Origin of the sequence: Clostridium sp. AF29-8BH, assembly GCF_003478145.1 — a bacterium.
Classification (GTDB): Bacteria; Bacillota; Clostridia; order Lachnospirales; family Lachnospiraceae; genus Otoolea; species Otoolea fessa.
Genome location: NZ_QUEL01000027.1, coordinates 1 through 21,137, shown reverse-complemented (window position 1 = coordinate 21,137; position 21,137 = coordinate 1). Strand labels below are relative to the sequence as shown.

Annotated in this window: 16 protein-coding genes, 2 tRNA genes, 1 other RNA gene and 1 pseudogene; 19 read left to right on the top strand and 1 reads right to left on the bottom strand. The window is 51.9% G+C overall.

Annotated features, from left to right (window positions below; translation table 11 throughout):
• The first annotated feature begins 34 nt into the window (after nucleotides 1-34).
• From yabP to tadA, 12 genes and pseudogenes are all read left to right on the top strand, one after another.
• Nucleotides 35-319: a sporulation protein YabP gene (gene yabP / locus DWZ16_RS13280; protein WP_118523016.1), complete on the top strand. Its 285-nt coding sequence runs from the start codon at nucleotides 35-37 to the stop codon at nucleotides 317-319.
• Between the two features lie 36 nt (nucleotides 320-355).
• Nucleotides 356-727: a spore cortex biosynthesis protein YabQ gene (gene yabQ / locus DWZ16_RS13275; protein ID WP_118523032.1), complete on the top strand. Its 372-nt coding sequence runs from the start codon at nucleotides 356-358 to the stop codon at nucleotides 725-727.
• A 1-nt stretch (nucleotide 728) separates the two neighbouring features.
• On the top strand, nucleotides 729-1,079 hold the full coding sequence (locus DWZ16_RS13270; RefSeq protein WP_353886963.1) for a septum formation initiator: 351 nt from the start codon (nucleotides 729-731) through the stop codon (nucleotides 1,077-1,079).
• 165 nt (nucleotides 1,080-1,244) lie between these two features.
• Nucleotides 1,245-2,663 (top strand): SpoIIE family protein phosphatase, encoded by a 1,419-nt coding sequence (locus DWZ16_RS13265; protein WP_118473059.1) that lies wholly within the window; start codon nucleotides 1,245-1,247, stop codon nucleotides 2,661-2,663.
• A 264-nt stretch (nucleotides 2,664-2,927) separates the two neighbouring features.
• Nucleotides 2,928-4,319, top strand: a complete 1,392-nt coding sequence (tilS, locus tag DWZ16_RS13260; protein ID WP_243022035.1) for a tRNA lysidine(34) synthetase TilS — start codon at nucleotides 2,928-2,930, stop codon at nucleotides 4,317-4,319.
• Nucleotides 4,312-4,836 carry a hypoxanthine phosphoribosyltransferase gene (gene hpt, locus DWZ16_RS13255; protein WP_022360393.1) on the top strand — a complete coding sequence of 175 codons (525 nt, stop codon included), beginning with the start codon at nucleotides 4,312-4,314 and terminating at the stop codon, nucleotides 4,834-4,836. Before tilS ends, hpt begins: the two co-directional genes overlap by 8 nt.
• Nucleotides 4,837-4,908: 72 nt before the next feature.
• Nucleotides 4,909-6,701 (top strand): annotated as a pseudogene (gene ftsH / locus DWZ16_RS13250) (ATP-dependent zinc metalloprotease FtsH).
• Nucleotides 6,702-7,289: 588 nt separating this feature from the next.
• Nucleotides 7,290-9,455: a glycoside hydrolase family 13 protein gene (locus tag DWZ16_RS13245; RefSeq protein WP_118523014.1), complete on the top strand. Its 2,166-nt coding sequence runs from the start codon at nucleotides 7,290-7,292 to the stop codon at nucleotides 9,453-9,455.
• A 155-nt stretch (nucleotides 9,456-9,610) separates the two neighbouring features.
• A tRNA-Tyr gene (locus DWZ16_RS13235) sits at nucleotides 9,611-9,692 on the top strand.
• Nucleotides 9,693-9,725: 33 nt separating this feature from the next.
• Nucleotides 9,726-9,811, top strand: a tRNA-Leu gene (locus tag DWZ16_RS13230).
• Between the two features lie 139 nt (nucleotides 9,812-9,950).
• Nucleotides 9,951-11,300, top strand: a complete 1,350-nt coding sequence (locus DWZ16_RS13225; protein WP_412694354.1) for a hypothetical protein — start codon at nucleotides 9,951-9,953, stop codon at nucleotides 11,298-11,300.
• Nucleotides 11,301-11,495: 195 nt separating this feature from the next.
• Nucleotides 11,496-11,984, top strand: a complete 489-nt coding sequence (tadA, locus tag DWZ16_RS13220) for a tRNA adenosine(34) deaminase TadA (RefSeq protein WP_118523030.1) — start codon at nucleotides 11,496-11,498, stop codon at nucleotides 11,982-11,984.
• 55 nt (nucleotides 11,985-12,039) lie between these two features.
• Here tadA and DWZ16_RS13215 read toward each other — a convergent pair whose 3' ends face one another.
• Entirely contained in the window at nucleotides 12,040-13,065 is a 1,026-nt protein-coding gene (locus DWZ16_RS13215) for a branched-chain amino acid aminotransferase (RefSeq protein WP_118492965.1), read from the bottom strand.
• Nucleotides 13,066-13,337: 272 nt separating this feature from the next.
• Between DWZ16_RS13215 and ffs the strand changes: the two genes are divergently transcribed.
• The 7 genes from ffs (at nucleotide 13,338) to DWZ16_RS13180 (ending at nucleotide 21,048) form a co-directional block, all read left to right on the top strand.
• An RNA gene (ffs, locus tag DWZ16_RS13210) (signal recognition particle sRNA large type) lies at nucleotides 13,338-13,600 on the top strand.
• Between the two features lie 335 nt (nucleotides 13,601-13,935).
• Nucleotides 13,936-15,015 (top strand): 6-phosphofructokinase, encoded by a 1,080-nt coding sequence (locus DWZ16_RS13205; RefSeq protein WP_118523029.1) that lies wholly within the window; start codon nucleotides 13,936-13,938, stop codon nucleotides 15,013-15,015.
• Between the two features lie 17 nt (nucleotides 15,016-15,032).
• Nucleotides 15,033-16,652, top strand: a complete 1,620-nt coding sequence (gene dnaX / locus DWZ16_RS13200; RefSeq protein WP_118523013.1) for a DNA polymerase III subunit gamma/tau — start codon at nucleotides 15,033-15,035, stop codon at nucleotides 16,650-16,652.
• 157 nt (nucleotides 16,653-16,809) lie between these two features.
• Nucleotides 16,810-17,163: a YbaB/EbfC family nucleoid-associated protein gene (locus tag DWZ16_RS13195; RefSeq protein ID WP_022359050.1), complete on the top strand. Its 354-nt coding sequence runs from the start codon at nucleotides 16,810-16,812 to the stop codon at nucleotides 17,161-17,163.
• Nucleotides 17,164-17,166: 3 nt separating this feature from the next.
• A complete protein-coding gene (recR, locus tag DWZ16_RS13190; RefSeq protein WP_022359051.1) occupies nucleotides 17,167-17,766 on the top strand; it encodes a recombination mediator RecR in 600 nt (199 codons plus the stop codon).
• Between the two features lie 90 nt (nucleotides 17,767-17,856).
• Nucleotides 17,857-20,103 (top strand): hypothetical protein, encoded by a 2,247-nt coding sequence (locus tag DWZ16_RS13185; RefSeq protein WP_117796669.1) that lies wholly within the window; start codon nucleotides 17,857-17,859, stop codon nucleotides 20,101-20,103.
• 120 nt (nucleotides 20,104-20,223) lie between these two features.
• A complete protein-coding gene (locus DWZ16_RS13180; protein ID WP_117796670.1) occupies nucleotides 20,224-21,048 on the top strand; it encodes a Cof-type HAD-IIB family hydrolase in 825 nt (274 codons plus the stop codon).
• Nucleotides 21,049-21,137: the final 89 nt, after the last annotated feature.

Here is a 21,137-nt window from a genome sequence, read left to right as displayed (position 1 = left end):
GGCTATAAGTTAGATAAATTGGGAGGTTTTTTGCATGGAAGAAAAATTGGATGCCAGACCTCACAAGCTGGAGCTTCTGAACCGGGAAAAGGGGAGTATGACGGGGATCCAGGATGTGGTGTCATTTGATGAGAACCAGATGATTCTCGATACAAACATGGGGCTTCTGACGGTGCGTGGGAAGGCGCTGCATGTGAGCCGTCTGACGTTGGAAAAGGGCGAAGTGGATATAGAGGGCGAGTTTGAAAGCTTTTCGTATTCCTGCAACGAGTCCCACCGGAAATCGCAGGAGTCGTTCTTTGGACGGCTGTTCCGTTAGGCGGTGGCGGATGAACGGGACGGTGAGAGGGGAAATATGGCTGCTTGGCGGCAGTGTGTGTACGGGATCGCGCTGATGATGATGTATGACGGGCTTAGGATCTTCCGGTGGCTGGTACGGCACGGCTCATTTTGGACAGGCATGGAGGATGCGGCGTATTGGCTTTTTGCCAGCTTTGCGACGTTCCGGCTTTTGTTCGGGCAGAATGACGGAGTCTTGCGCGGCTATGCGGTGGCGGGCGTGCTCGGCGGCATGGTGTTTTATGACCGGACGGGCAGCCGTCTTTTGTTTGCGGTATTGAAAAAATGCAGCGGATGGATTAAAATGAAAAGAAGAGGCAAAAAAAGCCAGAAGACCGGAAAGAAACGTACAACAAGGGGACAGGCAGAAAACATGGAAAGGAAGTGAGATGAGAATGCGTAGACAGATGTCAGAAGGCAGACCGGGTGGAAATGTGCGGAAAAAGAAAAAGGATAATTTAAACAACCGGATGGCGCTTGTGGGCGTTACGATGGTAGTGCTGAGTCTGGCGGCTGCCGTGCACATCAAGGGCATCGATCTCAAGGAAAAGGATAGGAGCTATTCAATTCGCGAGGAAAATCTGGAGGCGCAGGTTGCGAAGGAAGAAGAACGTGCCAAACAGCTTGAGGAATACCGGGTATACGTGCAGACCAAGCAGTATATCGAGAAGGTAGCGAAGGAGAAGCTGGGACTTGTAAACCGCAATGAGATCCTGCTCAAACCGTCCAATTCGAATTAGGCTTGCGGTGCATCATAGAATGTCCGGGGCATGCCACACAGGGGAGCAGCATTCCTGGATGTGTCGGAAAATGTCGAAGTTTTCCCTGATTTTGCTCCGTCCGTTTGACAAATATTTCCCTCCAGCCTGTATATAATGGCGTTATACAGGTTAGGAGGGATTTTTGTGCTTAAACGGAGAACTTTACATAGAGATATGGCGGATGTCAACGTCTACACGGCAAGACGTTTAAAGAGCATGGCACTGTCACTGGGTGGTCTGGCGCAGGCGTTTGCGGATGAGATCGGCGGGCAGGGGCATCTGACGAAGGAGGACGGACTGGCGGCAATGCAGACGGCGGCGTCGGCGGTATGCGGCGATTGTACACGGTGCAACCTGTATTATGGCAACCGCCGGGACGACAGTTATTATCTCTATTATCTACTTCGGACGTTCGAGCAGAAAGGGAAAATCGACCTGGAGGACATGCCGCGCCTGTTTCATGAGATTTGTTCCCAGAGAGAGGCATATTTGCGGGAATTGAACCGGAGCCTCGGCCGGGCGACGATGAATCTGGGGTGGAAAAACCGTTTTCTGGAAAGCCGGGATGCGGTGATCGTCCAGTTCCGGGAGCTGGCGGCGATTCTGGAGGAATTTTCCAACCAGATGGAGCAGGCGTCGGATGTGACGGCATCCTGGGAGGAGATGCTTTCGGGGATACTTCGCAGAAGCCATCTGCGCGTGGACAACATGCTGGTGCTTCAATATGAAAATCAGCAGAAGGAGGCGTTTCTCACACTCCGCAGCGTCAATGGGCGATGCATGACGGCGCGGGATGTGGCGGAACTTCTGGGACGCGCGATCGCCGGAAGCCACTGGAGTGTGGCGAAGGACAGCAAAAGCCTTATCACCCGCAATGCGGCGACCTTCCGTTTTGTGGAAGAAGGTAAATACCGGATGGTGTACGGCATGGCGTGCAGCCCCAGGGAGGGAGAACCGATTTCAGGCGACACGTGCACGGTGCAGACCGGGCTTCCGGGGCAGGTGATTATGAGCCTGTCGGACGGCATGGGAAGCGGCAGAAGCGCCAGCGAGGACAGCGAGAAGGTCATTGAGCTGACCCAGCGCCTGCTGGAGACGGGATTTTCGGCGCGATCGGCGCTCAAATTGGTAAATACGGTGCTTCTGCTGGCGGGTACGGAGCAGAATCCGGCAACAATCGATCTATGTTGTATCGATCTGGGGACAGGTGTGCTGGAAGCGATGAAGCTGGGCGCGGTGCCGACCTTTATTCTGGGGCGTGAGGGCGTTGAGTTTCTGGAAGCAGGCGGGCTGCCGATGGGAATCGTACAGAACGCGGAGCCGGTTCTGATGTCGCGGAAAATGTGGGACGGCGAAAAAATCATTATGATAAGCGACGGTATTCTCGAAGCGATGCCGGGGGAACACAAGGAAGAGACGTTCATGGAATTTGTATCAAACCTTTCCGGCGGCAACCCGCAGGAACTGGCAGAACAGATCCTGGCGTTTGCGTCCGGGCTTTCGGACGGGGGTGTGGTGGATGACTGCACAGTGTTGGTAGGGACGGTGCTGGAACGTGGGTAGTTACTGTTTACGGGTAGGCACTTTTGGAACCGAAAGTGCCGTAAGAAAACGTGGTGGCAGCAGGAATTTGCCGTATTTAAATGCGAAGCCACGGCAAATTCCGTTACTGGGCACGTATGCGTGAACAGTAACGTAGAATCTGGCAGGTTGAGAAATAGGGGGAGATCCGTTATACTGTGAAGGTACTGAACAGTTACGAGTGGATTTATTTTTAAGAGGGATAAAAAGAAATATAAAAGAATGCAGAAACAAACAGAAATTTATATGAAACAAAATCATATGGCCAGGCCGGGGGATGGCGTTCTGGTCGGTTTATCCGGGGGAGCGGATTCCGTCGGTCTTTTGCTGGTACTCTGGAAGCTGCGGGAGACGTTTCAGATTTCCCTGCGGGCGCTCCATGTCCATCACGGGCTGCGCGGCGCGGAGGCGGATCGGGACGCGGCATTTTCACGGATGCTGTGTGAACGGCTGGAAATTCCTTTTTATGAGTTCCGTATCGATGCGGCAAAAGAGGCGCTTGACCGGAAATGTTCCGTCGAGGAGGCGGGACGACTGGCACGGTACCGCCTGTATGAGGAGACGGCGCTTGCGTGGGAGAAAGAGATGTATCCGGATTTGACATCGGAGAATGCGGGGAGAAAAGAGGCGGCAGCCGCCCGGGTTCACATCGCCACCGCCCACCATGCGGATGATAATGCGGAAACGGTTCTTTTTAACCTGTTCCGCGGAAGCGGTCTGACCGGGCTTTCCGGCATTGCTCCGGTGCGGGGGCGCATCATCCGTCCTCTTCTCTGGGCGCAGCGGAGCGAGATTCAGGCATGGCTTTTGCAGCAGGGACAGGACTGGGTCGAGGACTCGACGAACCAGGAGAGTGAATACAGCCGCAATTGGCTTCGGAATGAACTGCTTCCGGCGGTAGAAGAGCGCCTGAATGTACAGGCAGTCCGTCATATCGACCAGGCGGGCAGACGCATCCGGCAGGCAGATGCCTATCTGGAAGAGGTGGCAGAGGAATGGCTTCAAAAGCATGCACCGGACGGAAAGGCGGATGCAGGAGCGCTGGCAGAACAGGCGGAGATTGTGCAGGGTTATATCGTGCGGCGGTTGTTTTTAAAGAGCAAAATGCCGCTCCGGGACGTGACGGAGACGCATGTGCAGGCGGTGCGGGAACTTCTGCATCAGGGAACCGGAAAGAGTATTTCGCTGCCGCATGGGTTCCGGGCGGTGAATGTATATGGATTTCTTGAAGTGCGCTCGCTTAGTCATCCAGGGGAAAGAAAAGGGGGTTTGCTTCCGGGCAGCCAGGATGAGAATCTTTTGCAGATGCATATTTTCCCCTGTGAAAATGGGGATGAATTTCCGAAAAACCAGTATACGAAATGGTTTGACTATGATAAAATAAAAGGTACCTTATCGCTGAGACACCGGCAGCCGGGGGACTACCTGACACTGCCGTCCGGTGGTCGGAAGACGCTGAAATCCTGGATGATTGATGAGAAAATTCCGAGACAGGAGCGGGAGCAAATCTGGCTTCTGGCGGAAGAAAAACATATCCTGTGGATAGTGGGGCACCGGATCAGCGCATATTATAAGATAACAGAACAGACAAAAACCATCCTTGAGGTGGAATTTAACGGAGGAAAAAGCAGTGGCTGATAAGATTCGTGTATTATTAACGGAAGAAGAAGTAAACAAGAAGATCAGTGAAGTGGCAGCACAGATCAACAAAGATTATGAGGGAAAGGAAGTCCACCTGATCTGTATCTTAAAGGGCGGCGTATTTTTTACCTGCGAACTGGCAAAACGCCTGACTATTCCGGTTTCCCTGGATTTCATGTCTGTATCCAGCTACGGTTCCGACACCAAGTCAAGCGGTGTGGTAAAGATTATCAAGGATCTGGACGAGCCGCTGGAGGGCAAGAATGTCATCATCGTGGAGGACATCATCGATTCCGGACGCACCCTGGCATATCTGATCGAGGTATTAAAACAGAGAAATCCGAAAAATATCGAGCTGTGCACCCTGCTTGACAAGCCGGAGCGCCGCGTGAAAAAACAGGTTCAGGTTAAATATACCTGCTTTACAATCCCGGATGAGTTTGTCGTAGGTTACGGCCTGGATTACGATCAGAAATACCGCAACCTGCCGTACATCGGTGTTGTGGAAGTATAAGGAGGAAGCCAGTTGAAACAACGTCAGTCGATGGGAGGCGTGGGGCTTCTGATCCTCATGCTGCTCGTTATCATGTTTTTCTCGTTGAAGGTCCCTGGAATGGCGACGGAGCGGGAATTAAGCTATCCGGAGTTCATGGTATATCTGGAAAATAAGACCGTAGAGAGCGCACAGATCCGCCCGAACCGCGAGGTGCCGACCGGTGAGGTTATTTTTGAGACAACTTCCGGCGACCGGGAGGAGTTCAATGTGCTGGATGTGAAGGAAGTAGAGATGGCGCTTCGCAAGGCGGGGGTTCCGTACACGACCACCAGCGTCCGCCAGGACAGCTATTTTATGACGGTGATCCTGCCGATCGCTTTGTCCGCAGGCGTCCTGATCTTCCTGTTTATGTTTATCAATTCCCGTTCCGGCGGCGGGGCAAATGCCAAGATGATGAATTTTGGACGCAGCCGTGCCCGGATGGTATCGACCAGCAAGGTCAACTTTACCAAGGTTGCCGGTCTGGAAGAGGAGAAGGAGGAACTGGAGGAGATCGTAGATTCCTGAAAAACCCGCAGAAATACACCGGTGTCGGGGCGCGCATCCCGAAAGGCGTGATCCTAGTCGGACCTCCAGGAACTGGTAAAACCTTGCTTGCTAAGGCCGTAGCGGGCGAGGCGGGTGTCCCGTTCTTCTCGATTTCCGGTTCGGATTTTGTTGAAATGTTCGTCGGTGTCGGCGCATCCCGTGTCCGCGACCTGTTTGAGGAAGCCAAAAAAAATGCCCCGTGTATTGTCTTTATCGATGAGATCGATGCGGTTGCCAGACAGCGTGGTACCGGCATGGGCGGCGGTCACGACGAGCGCGAGCAGACGCTCAATCAGCTTTTAGTTGAGATGGATGGTTTCGGCGTCAATGAGGGCATTATTGTCATGGCAGCGACGAACCGTGTGGATATTCTCGACCCGGCGATTCTGCGACCGGGCAGATTTGACCGAAAGGTGGCAGTCGGACGACCGGATGTCAAGGGTCGCGAGGAGATTCTCGGCGTCCATACGAAGGAAAAACCGCTGGGCGAGGATGTGGATTTACACCGCATCGCGCAGACAACCGCTGGATTTACCGGAGCCGATCTGGAAAACCTGATGAATGAGGCGGCGATCAATACCGCAAAAGAGGGACGTAAGTTCCTGACCCAGACGGATATTGAGAAAGCCTTTATTAAAGTGGGAATCGGTGCTGAGAAGCGCAGCAAGGTGATTTCCGAGAAAGATAAGAAGATTACCGCATACCATGAGGCGGGTCATGCGATTCTGTTCCATGTCCTCCCGGATGTGGGACCGGTTCATACCGTTTCGATCATTCCGACCGGCGTTGGTGCGGCAGGTTATACGATGCCGCTTCCGGAGCAGGATGAGCTTCATATGACGAAGGGCAGAATGCTTCAAAATATCATGGTTTCGTTGGGCGGACGAATCGCCGAGGAGATTATCTTTGACGACATCACGACCGGCGCTTCCCAGGATATCAAGCAGGCGACCTCGATGGCGCGCGCGATGGTAACCGAGTACGGTATGTCAGAAAAACTGGGCATGATCAACTACGGCGGCGACAACAACGAGGTCTTTATTGGCCGCGATCTGGCGCATACGAGAACCTACAGCGAGGAAGTGGCGAGCGAGATCGACAGCGAGGTAAAGCGCATCATCGATGAGTGCTACGCCAAGGCAAAACGGATCATTCTCGACCATGAAGATGTGCTTCATTCCTGCTGTGCCCTGCTGATGGAGAAGGAGAAGATCGGCCAGGCTGAGTTTGAAGCGCTGTTTCAGGATGGAGAAAAGCCGTCAGGGGAAGCTGAAACTCCGGTGACAGAAGCATAAAAAGTTGAAAGCATGAGACAGGTCTGGAAATAAGCCTGAAAAAAGGTGCCAGTCAGCTGCCAGAATGTGCGGGAAACATCCCGGACAGCCATCGGATAGATGGAAATGGCAGTGGCGGCACCTTCTTTTATGCAAATTTCAGGCGGATTTTGCTGGATATTTCGGGAGAGAATGTTGATTTGCACAAAAAAGAAATCGAAATAAAACGATGTTTGTGCACACTTATTTCTGCTCCTATGCTATTATAATAGACGTAACCCCCCCCAATACATTATATAGTTTTTGCTACACCCCATAAAACGAAATACCTTCTCCTAAAAAGGTCAGCTACCCCGCTGACCTTTTTTATTTCATAGAAAATTACGTCCTATGAAACAAAAAATGCTCCGCGAGGATGCGCACTCGCGCGAAGCAGAAACATGTCGCAAGCGACCGCGCGAGACGCCCGAATGTGCCAAGGCACATTCTTTTTTATTACCTAAAATTAGGGGCGTGAAAATAACTTGTGTAATTTGGGGAAATCCTGTAAAATATGGGCAGAAAATAACATGATTGTGAAAGCGGTGAAACCGCTGGAAAGGGAAACAGATGGAGCAGATCAATCGCGACGCGCTATTTTGCGACGAGACAGAGGATTACCGTTGTCCTTCGGAGGCAGATGCGGGTGAAGTCGTTACATTTTATTTCAGAACAGAGAAAAATGGAGCAGATGCGGTTGTACTGCTGGAATATGACCCGGAGACCGGGGCGCTTTTGCAGGAGTGGCAGATGAAACGGCTTTCGTGGGAGTGCTGTGCTGGTAGCGTTGGGAACGGTGCAGATACAAATCGAGGCATAGATGGTAGCGGTATGGCTGACAAGTCAGACAGCCGTTTTGATTACTACAGCTGTGCGCTGACTCTGAGGGAACGAAATATTTCGTATGTATTTCAGGTGACCTGGGGCGAGAACGTCTGTCTTTACGACCGGATCGGGCTGACAGAGGATGCGGCGGCGCACCCGTTCCGCCTGATTCCGGGATTTCATGTGCCGGAGTGGAGCAAGGGCGCGCTGATGTATCAGATCTATGTGGATCGGTTCTGCAACGGCGATCCTACAAACGATACGGAAACCAATGAATATATTTATCTGAAAAAACCGGTTACCCGGGTGACGGACTGGAAGGAACCGATCAGTACACTCGATGTGGGACGGTTTTACGGCGGCGATCTGCAGGGTGTTTTAGATAAACTTGATTATTTAAAGAGTCTCAAGATAGAAGCAATCTACTTAAATCCGGTATTTGTATCACCGTCGAACCATAAGTATGACTGTCAGGACTACGACCATATCGATCCGCATTATGGAGTGATTCTGGAGGACGCAGACGGGCTGGTGTGCCCGGAAGATACGGACAATGACCGCGCACATAAATATATGACGCGGACGGCGGATGAGCAGAACCTGGAGGCGAGCGATGCCTTTTTTGCCCGCCTGATTGAGGAAGCGCACAAGCGGGGAATCCGGGTGCTGGTGGACGGTGTGTTCAATCACTGTGGTTCTTTCAATAAATGGCTGGATGCGGAACTTCTGTACCAGCACGCGGGCGGCTATCCGCAGGGGGCATATGTCTCGGAGGACAGCCCGTATCGCTATTTTTTCCAGTTCCACAATGAAAATGCCTGGCCGTTTAATGACAGCTACGACGGCTGGTGGGGACACGCGACGCTTCCGAAGCTCAATTACGAGGAATCGCCGGAATTGTACCAGTACATTCTGGGGATTGCGAAAAAATGGGTGTCGGCGCCGTTTGGAGCAGATGGCTGGCGGCTGGATGTGGCGGCAGATCTGGGGCGGAGTGCCGGGATGAACCATCAGTTCTGGCGTGATTTCCGCGCGGCAGTCAAGGAGGCAAATCCGGAGGCGGTCATGATCGCGGAACATTACGGCAGCCCGTATGACTGGCTGAAGGGCGATCAGTGGGATACGGTCATGAATTATGATGCGTTTATGGAGCCGCTGTCATGGTTTCTGACCGGGATGGAGAAGCACAGTGACGAAGAAAATCCGGCGCTGTTTGGGGATGGATGCGCCTTTTTTGAGGCAATGCGCTACCATATGAGTGAAATGCCGACGGCTTCCGTGCAGTGTGCGATGAACGAGCTGTCCAACCACGATCACTCCCGCTTTATGACGCGGACAAACCGCCGGGTGGGCCGTCTTGCGTCGGCAGGTGAAAAAGCGGCGGAGGAAGGCATCAGCTATGGCATTTTCCGCCAGGGTGTTGTCATGCAGATGACCTGGCCGGGCGCACCGACGATCTATTACGGTGACGAAGCGGGTGTCTGTGGATGGACCGATCCGGACAGCCGCCGGACGTACCCGTGGGGCGGGGAAAACCTGGAGCTGATCGAGTTCCACCGCTATATGAGCGGCATCCGGAAACGCTGTCCGGCATTTAGAAATGGTTCCCTGAAAGCGCTGGCGGCGGGAGATGGCTATATTGCCTATGGACGTTTTCAGAGTGCTCAGAGAGCTGGCGGCGCGTGCTGCGGCGTGACGGCGGTCAATACAGGTGATGACTGGCTGACGCTCAAGATTCCGGTCTGGCAGATCGGGGTGCGCGACGGGGCGGTTCTGCGCCGGGAAATGATGACCTATGAGGACGGTTACAACGCCGGACAGGTTGAACATGAGATAAAGGACGGCTATATCGAGGTGAAAATCCCACCGGTCGGAAGTATCGTTTTGACGGGAAATGATACGGCATTGTAGGAAATGTGGCTTCGACAAGATATATGATTTCTGGCAGTTGAGCGAGAAGAATCAAAAGCAGGAAAAAATGGAAATAAAAATATTAAATAAAATATATAAAAACACTTGCTTTTTTGAGACAGCCATGTTATATCTTCAACTGTCAGAGCAATTTTGGATGGGTTCCCGAGTGGCCAAAGGGGGCAGACTGTAAATCTGTTGCGTCTCGCTTCGGTGGTTCGAATCCACCTCCATCCATTTGGCTTTGTGCCAGTCATGAGTAATCATGATGCCGGCGTGGCGGAACTGGCAGACGCACAGGACTTAAAATCCTGCGAGGGTTAAACTTCGTACCGGTTCGATTCCGGTCGCCGGCAGTATCGGGAACAGTTTTTAACTGTTCCCGATTTTGCGTTATACGGACGTATTTGCAGCGTTGGTTTATATCAGGATATAGAAATCCTGTCATAAACCGGCGCTTCTTTTGCATATAATACAAAGCAAAGGAGTGAAAACATGTCTGCATATCATCGGTTAATATCATATATCTATGCATACGAGGGCGGAATCAAAGGGAAAAATACGGGATTTGCGAAATTGGAGACGCGGGGAACTTCCTGCCGGATTCAGGTCAGCGTCCGCCGTGTCTTTGCGGGCGGCAGCCCGATCGGCGTATACCTTCTGGCAGGGCAGGAGGAAATCCGTATCGGCACCCTGTTTGTCCGTGGCGGAAATGGGGAGTTCCGTGCCGTCGTCAATTGTGAAAATATTGAAGGAAGCGGCTGCAATATGGAAGAGTGCTGTGGTCTGACTCTTCATGAGACGGACAGCGCATGGCGTGCCTATACGACGATCTGGGAAGATGCCGTCGCGCATGCGGCAGAGGTTGAGCTGGCGGATGTGACGGCTGAGAAAGTGCGGGAGCAGGAAGCGGAGAAGGAAGAGGCAACGCGGAAACTGGCAGAGAATGTAACTGGGGAAGTGAACAGCGCGTCTGTAGGGAAAGAAAAATTGGATGAGGCGTCAGAACTTACCCGGTCGGGAGAAATGGAGAGTCAGGACACATCCACGGAGACAGAGAAGAAAGATGCTGTGAATATAAACGAAACGGACTTCGGAATCAGCCAGCCCCAGCCAGAAAAGCTGGAGGATTCAAACCTGGAGATTTTCGAGGACACGGAAACCATGGAAGCGGTTCCAGATATCTCAGAAACATCCGATCATCAAGAGGCAGAAGTTGTTCAGGAAGTGCAAACGGAGACACCGCAAGAAAGTTTTCAGGAATCCAATCAGGAAGTGCAAACGGAGACACCGCAGGAAAGTTCTCAGGAATCCTATCAGGAAGCACAGACAGAAGCACGGCGGAAAGATTCTCAAGAATCCACCTGGGAAGTCCGGAAAGAGGCGCTTCCAGATTCTCCACCAGACCATCAAGAAGCATTTCAGCCAGGCTCTCAAAATCAAAAACAACCGCAACCAGATTCATCCAAGGAATTTTCGAAAGAAGATCCCGCTGAGTCCCTCTGGAACCGTCTGCGTGCTGCCTATCCCAAAGTAACCGCCTTCGAATGCGCCGACGGCTGCGAGATTCTGGTAATCAAACCGCAGGATATCGGGCTTCTGCCGCGGGAAAACTGGGTGTATGGAAATAACAGCTTTCTTCTGCACGGTTACTACAACTACCGATATCTGATTCTGGCGAGACTGGGGAAACCCGGCGAACGGGGGCGCTACATTCTGGCGTGCCGGGACATTATGGAAACAATGAAAAATATATGGCGGCGATGTTCGGCTTTGACCGCTTTGTCCGTTCCACCCGCCAGCCGCCGCGCGACAGCCGGTTCGGGTATTGGTATACGGATTTGAATTTTACATAAAAGCCGGTCGCTCCTTTTACAGAACTCTTGACAAAGGATAGCTTTTCTGGGTAGGATGGACACGGGTCAAATGCTTTCAGGTGTTTGGTTGGCAGCGGATCAAACTTGTCGGGAAACTGGGATAAGGATGTCTGTTGTTGGAAGCGGATGAATTTGAACGGAGGAAAAAACAGTGGCAGCAAAATTGACACGGGAAGAGAAATATATGAAAGCGGCGATCCGTGAGGCGAAGAAAGCCTGGGCGCTCGGAGAAGTGCCGATCGGCTGCGTGATCGTGTATGAGGACAAAATCATCGGCAGGGGTTACAACCGTCGAATGGTCGATCATAGCGCGCTGGCACATGCGGAGATCGCGGCAATCAAAAAAGCGTGCAAGCGCATGGGCGACTGGCGCCTGGAAGAATGTGAGCTGTACGTGACGTTGGAACCATGCCCGATGTGCGCAGGGGCGATCGTGCAGGCGCGGATTCCAAAAGTTTACATCGGTTCCATGAACCCGAAAGCCGGCTGCGCCGGTTCGGTACTGAATCTTCTGGATGAAAAAAGATTCAATCATCAGGTGGAGACAGAAGAAGGACTTTTGGGCGAGGAATGTTCGATGATGTTGAAAGAATTTTTCAAAGAATTGCGTGAAAAGAGAAAAAAGAAGAAAGAAGAAAAAGCTGGTGAATGATTTCCACCAGCTTTTTGCATTCCATATTTCCCATTCAAACCGAAAAATACAGTCCTTATTTGATTACGTGGATCCAGCCCTCCGGAGCTTTGATGTGACCCATCTGGATGCCGGTCAGTGTCTCGTAGAGTTTCTGGGTAACCGGACCCATCTTCTCCATACCTGCCGGGAAGCAGATTTCCTTGCCGTGGTCAACGATCTTGCCAACCGGGGAGATAACAGCTGCGGTACCGCACAGACCGCACTCTGCGAAATCCTTTACCTCGTCTAAGTATATTTCACGCTCTTCGGTCTCCATGCCGAGATAATCTCTTGCAACCTGCAGGATAGAACGGCGTGTGATAGACGGAAGGATGCTGTTGGACTTCGGAGTTACCAGCTTGCCGTCTTTGGTGATAAAGATAACGTTTGCGCCGCCGGTCTCCTCGATCTTGGTACGTGTCTGCGGATCCAGGTAGATGTTCTCATCGAAACCGTTCTTATGAGCATCGACGATCGCATGCAGGCTCATCGCGTAGTTTAATCCGGCTTTGATGTGACCGGTTCCGTGAGGTGCTGCACGGTCGAAATCGCTGACGCGGATGGTGATCGGTTTAGCGCCGCCCTTGAAGTACGGGCCAACCGGTGTACAGAATACACGGAACTGATAGATGTTTGCCGGTTTAACGCCGATGATGGAATCATAACCGAACATATACGGGCGGATGTACAGGGTTGCACCGGAACCATACGGCGGTACGAATGCTGCGTTGGCTTCTACTACTTTTGTGATGGCGTCTACGAAGCGCTCCTTCGGGAATGGCGGCATTTCAAGACCTTTTGCGGAATTCTCCATACGCTCGCCGTTTAAGTCAGGACGGAACGTAACGATATGGCCGTCCTCGGTCGTATACGCTTTCAGACCCTCGAAGCAAGTCTGTGCATACTGCAGAACACAGGCACATTCATTCAGGGTAATATTCGGGTCGGAGGTAAGGGCGCCTTCGTCCCAGGAACCATTCTGATACATGGAAACATAGCGGTAATCCGTTGGCATATAGCCGAAACCGATGTTGCTCCAGTCGATATTTTTCTTTTCCATAATCGTTGCTCCAATCTTACAGAATTTTATGATTTAGTAACTGTTTGACTTTTTGCAGTCGCTAGATTTATACCTATTATAATGATTTCTTTCTTCTGTTGCAAGATTCTGGGATAAAAAATGATAAAAAAACAATAAAATGTATTCTTGTGTATTTTTATACAATGCTTGTTAGTCAAGCTCCGGCTTGACAAAACGGCGGCTGCCATGTATACTAAACAGGCTGACGGTCTGCAGGTCATTCCGTCATATAAGATCAAGTCATAAAGTTTCCGCACAGCCGGGGAGTTAGCGGTGCCCTGTACCTGCAATCCGCTATAGCAGGGGTGTTGTCCGACCGAGGGCGTTTTTACTGTGGGGCTGCCCCTGAAAAGTGGCGTTGAAGTCTGGGTCTTGCGCAACAGAAATCTGTGAACCGTGTCAGGGCAGGAATGCAGCAGCACTAAGCAGAAGCTTCTGTGTGCCGCGAGGCAGCCTGGACCGAGTTAACTGTCAGGGTAACGTCCATGGCATACGTTCGAAGCCGGGCGTGCGGATTTTTTTATTTCATGGGAAATTGCTTCCTATGAAAAAAAAATAGAAAATAATAGATACAGAAACAAGCATTTTTGCAGGTGTGTGAATATAGCCGGGATATGTGGAATTTGATTTGCCAAGGGGTAGGAATACCGTGCCGGAGCAGATTAAAAGCGCGTATCCCGGTATTTTTATGTCTATGATATTTGTAAGGAATTTTTTCTTGCCCGCGGGATATGATTGTATTATAATTACAAAATGGGTGTAGTTTATCCTGATATGGGGGTTGTTGGAAACTTAGAATAAGGGTAACTGTGAAGGTACTGGACGGTTATGAAGAAAGGGAAAGCGCTCATGAGAAGAATCGGTATGTTAACCAGCGGCGGCGACTGCCAGAGCTTAAATGCGACGATGCGAGGCGTGGCAAAATCGCTGTACAAGATGTTCGATGACATAGAGATAGTTGGATTTGAAGACGGCTATAAAGGTCTTATGTATGCAGACTACCGGATTATGAAACAGTCGGATTTTTCCGGGATTCTGACACGCGGAGGTACGATTCTGGGAACTTCCAGACAGCCTTTCAAGCTGATGCGGACGCTGGACGAGAACGGTCTGGATAAAGTGGAAGCGATGAAACACACCTATTACAAGCTGAAACTGGAATGCCTCGTCATTTTAGGCGGCAACGGCAGCCAGAAGACGGCAAATCTGCTGCGGGAGGAAGGACTCAATATCGTTTCTCTTCCGAAGACCATAGACAACGATCTCTGGGGCAGTGATCTTACGTTTGGATTCCATAGTGCGGTTGATGTAGCGACCAATGCCATCGACTGTATTCATACGACGGCGGCGTCTCATGGCAGAGTCTTCATCGTGGAGATCATGGGCCACAAGGTGGGATGGCTGGCGCTCTATGCAGGCATCGCGGGCGGAGCTGACATCATTCTCCTGCCGGAGATCCCGTATGATATTGATGTGGTGGTAAATGCGATCCGCAGCCGTACTAAAAATGGCAAGAATTTCACGATTCTGGCGGTCGCAGAGGGCGCGATTTCCAAGGAAAATGCAGCCCTGACCAAAAAAGAATTAAAAGAAAAGAAGAAAAATGGACCGGTTTATCCGTCGGTCGCTTACGAGCTGGGCGCCCAGATTTCCGAGCGGACGGGACAGGAGATCCGTGTGACGGTTCCGGGGCATATGCAGCGCGGAGGCGAGCCATGCCCGTATGACCGTGTGATTGCGACGCGCCTCGGCGCGGAGGCAGCAGAGATGATCCGCCGCAAAGAATACGGCTATATGGTCGCTTTAAACAACAATAAGATTGAAAAAATTCCGCTCGCGGACATTGCCGGTAAATTAAAGATGGTCGATCCGAAGAGCGATATTATCCGGGAAGCTAAGGATGTAGGCATCAGCTTCGGCGACGAATAGTAAGGAAGTAGTAGTTTATGTCATATACAGCACTGTACAGAAAATGGCGTCCGACGTCCTTTGAAGAGGTCCGGGGTCAGGACCATATCGTAAAGACCCTGAAAAATCAGATCAACTCCGGGCGGATCGGGCACGCGTACCTCTTCTGCGGGACGCGCGGAACCGGTAAGACGAGTATTGCCAAGATCTTTGCACGGGCAGTCAACTGTGAACATCCGGTGGACGGCAGCCCCTGCGGCGAGTGCAGTATGTGCCGCCAGATTGCGGAAGGAGCTTCCCTCAATGTGGTGGAGATCGATGCGGCATCCAACAATGGTGTGGAAAATATCCGCGATATCCGGGAGCAGGTGCAGTACCCGCCGACGGACGGGCGCTACCGCGTCTACATCATTGACGAGGTTCATATGCTTTCGATTGGCGCGTTCAATGCGCTCTTAAAGACGCTGGAAGAACCGCCGTCCTACGTTATATTTATCTTGGCGACGACGGAGGTCCACAAGATCCCGATCACGATCCTGTCCCGGTGCCAGAGATATGATTTCAAGCGGATCTCGATCGATACCATCGCGGGACGGCTGGCGGAGCTGACGCAGGCGGAGCAGATCGATGTAGACGATCGGGCACTTAGGTATGTGGCACGTGCGGCGGATGGCTCGATGCGAGATGCGTTAAGTCTTCTCGATCAGTGCGTGGCATTCCATTTCGGGGAAAAGCTGACGTATGACAATGTGCTCGAGTTGTTGGGCGCGGTCGATAACCGCGTGTTCAGCAAGCTGTTTCAGGCGGTGCTTGCAAGTGATACGAAGGCGTGCATCCGTGAGATTGAGGAAATGATCACCCAGGGGCGCGATCTTTCGCAGCTTGTCAACGATTTCGTCTGGTATATGCGAAATCTCCTGATTGCCAAGACGACCGACGAACCGGGCGATATGCTCGATATGTCGGAGGAAAATCTGGCAGTTTTAAAGGAAGAGGCGGCAGGCGTTGATACGGAAACGCTGATGCGTTACATCCGTATTTTCTCGGAACTTTCCGGGCAGCTGCGCTACGCGTCACAGAAGCGGATTCTGGTGGAGATTGCCTTTATCAAGCTGACGACGCCGTCGATGGAACAGAATCTTGATTCCATTTTACAGCGGATTACGCTATTAGAGCAGAAAATGCAGGAAATGCCGGACAATCTACAGAAACTGGCGTCCCTTGCACCGGCAGCGGGGCAGGCGGCATCCTCCAAAACGGCTGTGGTGGAAACGCCGCCTGAGCCGAAGACGGTATCCCTTCCGCCGGCACAGTACGAAGATCTGATGCTGATGCGGAAAGAATGGGGACGGATTGCGTCCCTGAGCCAGCTTGTGGGTTCGATTAGACTCAGTCTTCCCAAGACAAGTGTAGAACCGGCGGGCGAAGGCTGCCTTTGCATTGTGTGTACAGATGAAAATACGTTTGGAATTATCAATCGGGAGCCTGAGCTTAAGAATTTGCAGGAAGTAGTGCAAGAAAAATACAAAAAGACTCTGCAATTTAAAGTCCGTTTAGAATCATCTGCTGTGCCGCAAAGAACGGTTTATGTCAGTGATGAGGATTTAAAGAACGCAATCCATACCGATGTGATTGTCGAAGAGGATGATCCTGTGTAGTGGAGCTTGCCAAAGATGAGCCTTGTTTTGTAATGCAAGAAGCTGTGATTAAATGCAGATAAATGATATTAGTGGGTTTATATGATATATAGAACCGGCTGCAATCGGCAGCCAGTCTGAATATAAATAAAAAGAAGTGAAAGAGAGGAATGACACCATGGCAAAACGTGGCGGTTTCCCAGGCGGTATGCCGGGCAATATGAACAATTTAATGAAGCAGGCGCAGAGAATGCAGCGCCAGATGGAAGAGAAGCAGAAAGAGCTGGAGGAGAAGCAGTACAGCGCATCCGCGGGCGGCGGCGCTGTAACCGTGACCGTATCTGGTAAAAAAGAGGTTCTTTCCGTGAAACTGTCTGAGGAAGTAGTGGATCCGGATGATATCGAGATGTTAGAGGATCTGATCGTGGCGGCGACCAACGAGGCATTCCGTCAGGCGGAAGAGGACAGCAGCCAGATGATGTCCCAGTTGACCGGTGGCCTTGGCGGTCTGGGAGGCGGATTCCCGTTTTAAGCGATGGATTATTACAGCAGCCAGATTAGCAAGCTAATCGAAGAATTGTCAAAACTTCCCGGAATCGGAAGTAAATCGGCGCAGCGTCTTGCATTTCATATCATCAATATGCCGGAAGAACAGGTCAGGCACTTGTCCGGCGCGATTCTGGAAGCCAAGCAGAATGTGCGTTACTGCAAGGAGTGCTGCACATTGACTGATAAGGAACTGTGCCCGATCTGCAGCAGCGACCGGCGTGATCATGAGACGATCATGGTGGTGGAAAATACGCGCGATCTGGCGGCATATGAAAAGACAGGAAAATACAACGGGGTCTATCATGTGCTGCATGGGGCGATCTCCCCGATGCTGGGGATCGGACCGGGCGACATCCGGCTCAAGGAGCTGATGACTCGCTTGCAGAAAGAGGAGGTTCGTGAGGTCATTATCGCAACCAACTCAAGCCTGGAGGGCGAGACGACCGCGATGTATTTGAGCAAGCTGATTAAGCCGACAGGGATCCGGGTGACGCGAATCGCCAGCGGCGTTCCGGTCGGGGGCGACTTGGAATATATTGATGAGGTAACGCTTCTGCGCGCGCTGGATGGGCGTACAGAGCTGTAGCCGGTGAGCAAATAAAACGTTACTGGGCACGTATGCGTGAACAGTAACAATAAAACTTCTGCCGCGGCAGGAAGTTAGGAGATGCATAAGATGGATAAATACGAGTTTAACATCAAGGTAGAGCAGATTAAGAAACTGGTTAACAAGGGAGATTTCGAGACGGCGATGAAGATCGCCGATACCATCGACTGGCGTCGTGTACGCAGCACCAGCCTGCTTACGATGATTTCCCAGATTTATGAGAAAAATGCAGAGTATCAGGATGCCAAGGATATTTTATTGCTGGCATATGAGAGAGCGCCGCTTGGAAAGGGGCTTTTATATAAGCTGACCGACCTTGCACTGCGTGAAAATAATATTCAGGAGGCAGAGGCGTATTACCGGGAGTTCTGTGAGCTGTCCGGCGATGACCCGCGCCAGTACCTGCTTCGTTTCCTGATTCTGGAGGCGAAGGATGCGCCGTTAGAGCAGCAGATCAATTCTCTGGAGAGATATTGTCAGGAAGAGCTGGATGAGAAATGGCTGTACCACCTGGCAGAGCTTTATCATCAGGCGAACCAGGCGGACGACTGTGTGCGGATCTGCGACAAGATCATGCTGATGTTCGGTCTTGGCAAATATGTGGACAAGGCAATGGAACTGAAACTTCAGTATGCGCCGCTGACGAAATATCAGATGGATCTGGTGGAAAACCGCGAGAAGTACGAAGAAAAGCTGCGTGCGGTGGAAGAAGAGTACAAGAACGGTACATACCGCAAGCCAGAGCCGGAAGGAGAGTATCTGGATACGGATGAGCCGGAGGCAGAGCTGGACGACGAACCGGAGAACGAGCCGGAGGGACAGCCGGAGCAGGCAGAGCCAGAAGAGAAGGCTGGAAAACCGAAAGCTGAGACAAAACCGGCGGACGAGAAAGTAGAAAAGGCTGCGCTGGACGAGAATGTAGTAGCAAGCCTTCATGAAGCACAGGCGGAAGAAGCGCTGGCAAAAGAAGTGTCCAAGATCAAGCCTTACGATGAGGAAGAGGGCGCATCCGAAGGGGAGACACGTGTTTTCAGGAATCTCCGCGACCTAGAGCCGGCAGAGGCAGAGGAAAAGAGCGAGGAAGCTCCGATTCATGAATTTGAAGAGGAAGAGGAAACCATAGTGGAAGACTGGGATTTCGAACCGGAAGAGGAAGAAGAGGAGATCAAGGAATCGAATCATCTGATGATCGAGGCGGAAGATCCGGCAGCCGGTCTTGCGATGGCACTTGATTCCCTGAAAAAGATTCACCGCGAGCTGGGGACCAAGCATCCGGTTGCCAAGATCAGCGGCGCAAACCTTTCCCATCGCGGCATCGCATCGGTGGCGGAGCGCCTGGCAGGCAAGGATCTGGTGGTCGAGCATGCAGCCGATCTGGACGATTTGACGGTGGAAGAGCTGGAAGAACTGATGACACAGGATGAAACCGGCATGGTCGTTGTTCTGATTGATACGCAGGCGCGTTTAGAGCAGATGCACCGCGCATATCCGGCATTAGCAGAGCGTTTCCAGTATATCGGCTGTGAAAACCAGAAAGACGATGCAGCGAAGCTGGCACAGGCGCGCGAGGAAGAGCTGAAACGCCAGCAGGCGCAGCAGGAAGCAGAAGCAGCCAGAAAACGCCAGGCAGAGCGTGAGGCGGAGATCCGCCGTCAGGCAGAAAAAGAGGCAGAGGAAAAACGCAGACAGCAGGAAGCAGCAGCCCGCCGTGAGGAAGAAGAGCGCGCCAAGGCAGAAGCACAGGCACTGGCAGCCAAAGAGGCAGAAGAAGCGCGTAAAGCGGAGGAAGATCGCCGTCTGGCAGAGCGGCAGAGAGAAGAACTGCGCCGTCAGGAAGAGGCAAGACGCGATGACGAGCCGGAGTATGAAGACGAAGAAGATCACTACGAGAAGGATGAGTATGAGCCGGAGGATGATTATGCGCGTGATGGCTATCGTGATGATTATAAGGACGATTACAAAGACAGCTATAAAGACGAACGCGAGGACGACGAGTATTCCAATTATCCAGAGGATGAGTCGGAAGAGAAACCGTCCAAAAAGTCCGGCGATATGGATGTTGAGGAGTTTGTTCAGTATGCCTGCAAATATGCATCGGAGATCGACTGCAGTATTTCGGGAAAGAGCATGCTGGCTCTGTACGAGCGCGCTGAGATGATGGAGGAGGACGGAGAACCGCTTACCAAGACAAGTGCCGAAGATTTGATCGAGGAAGCTGCAGATAAGGCGGAGAAGAAATCCTTCAGCGGACTGTTCTCATCGAAATATGATAAGGATGGACTTCTGATTCTGAAAGAGAAACATTTCTTTGATTAATTAAAACAATTCGAGAAATTTTAAAATTAAAGCTAATTAGTAAAAGAGAGCGCTGCGGGGGAATGCTTCCCGGCAGCGTTTTCTGGTAGTGGACAGTAAAAAGAGATACGGGAGAGAAAGATGGGAACACGGTTAATAGCCCTCGATTTAGATGGGACACTGTTAAATGAAAAAATGCACGTGTCGGAAAAAACAAGACAGGTGATGGAACTGTGCGCGCAGCGGGGGATTGAGATTGTCCCGGCGACCGGGCGCGCGCTCCCGGCAGTGCCAGAGGAGGTTTTGAGCCTGCCGGGCGTCCACTATGGCATATTTACAAATGGGGCGGTCGTCCGGGATTTCGGGAAAAATATCTGGGTGTCGGAAAGCTGCCTGAGCTGGGAAGAGACGATCCGGGTGATTGAGGTGCTGCGCCGGCATCCGGTTATTTACGATATGTATGTATCGGAGGGCGGCGTCAGCGAGACGCGATTGCTGGCACAGCTGGAAGAATACGGGATACCGGAACGTGAATGCGCCTATATCCGGGCGACGCGCCGGGCAGTTACTGACATGGTGGAGTATCTGCGGGAGAAAAAATGCCCGGTGCAGAAGATGAATTTAAATTTTAAGGACCGGGAGAGCAAACAGGCAGTCCGGGCAAAGCTGGAAGCGATGCCGGAGGTTCTGGTGACCTCCTCGCTTCCGTGGAATCTGGAACTCAACGCGGCGGGCATCACAAAGGGGAGCGGGCTGCGGAATCTCTGTCAGTATCTGGGAATTGAAGCGGAGGAGACGATGGCATTTGGAGACGGCGAAAACGACTGGCCCATGCTGGAGGCAGCAGGAATCGGCGTGGCGATGGAAAATGGCGCCCCATTTTTAAAGGAACGCGCAGACCGGATTGCCGCTTCGAACCGGGAAGAGGGCGTAGCGGAGGCGATCAGACAATGGGTGCTTATATAAAAGAAAACTGGCTGTTCGTGGTGGTGGCAGTCTATCTGGTTTCCATGGTACTGTACGGGCATTACCGCGGATTCGTCCGCCTGGCAGTC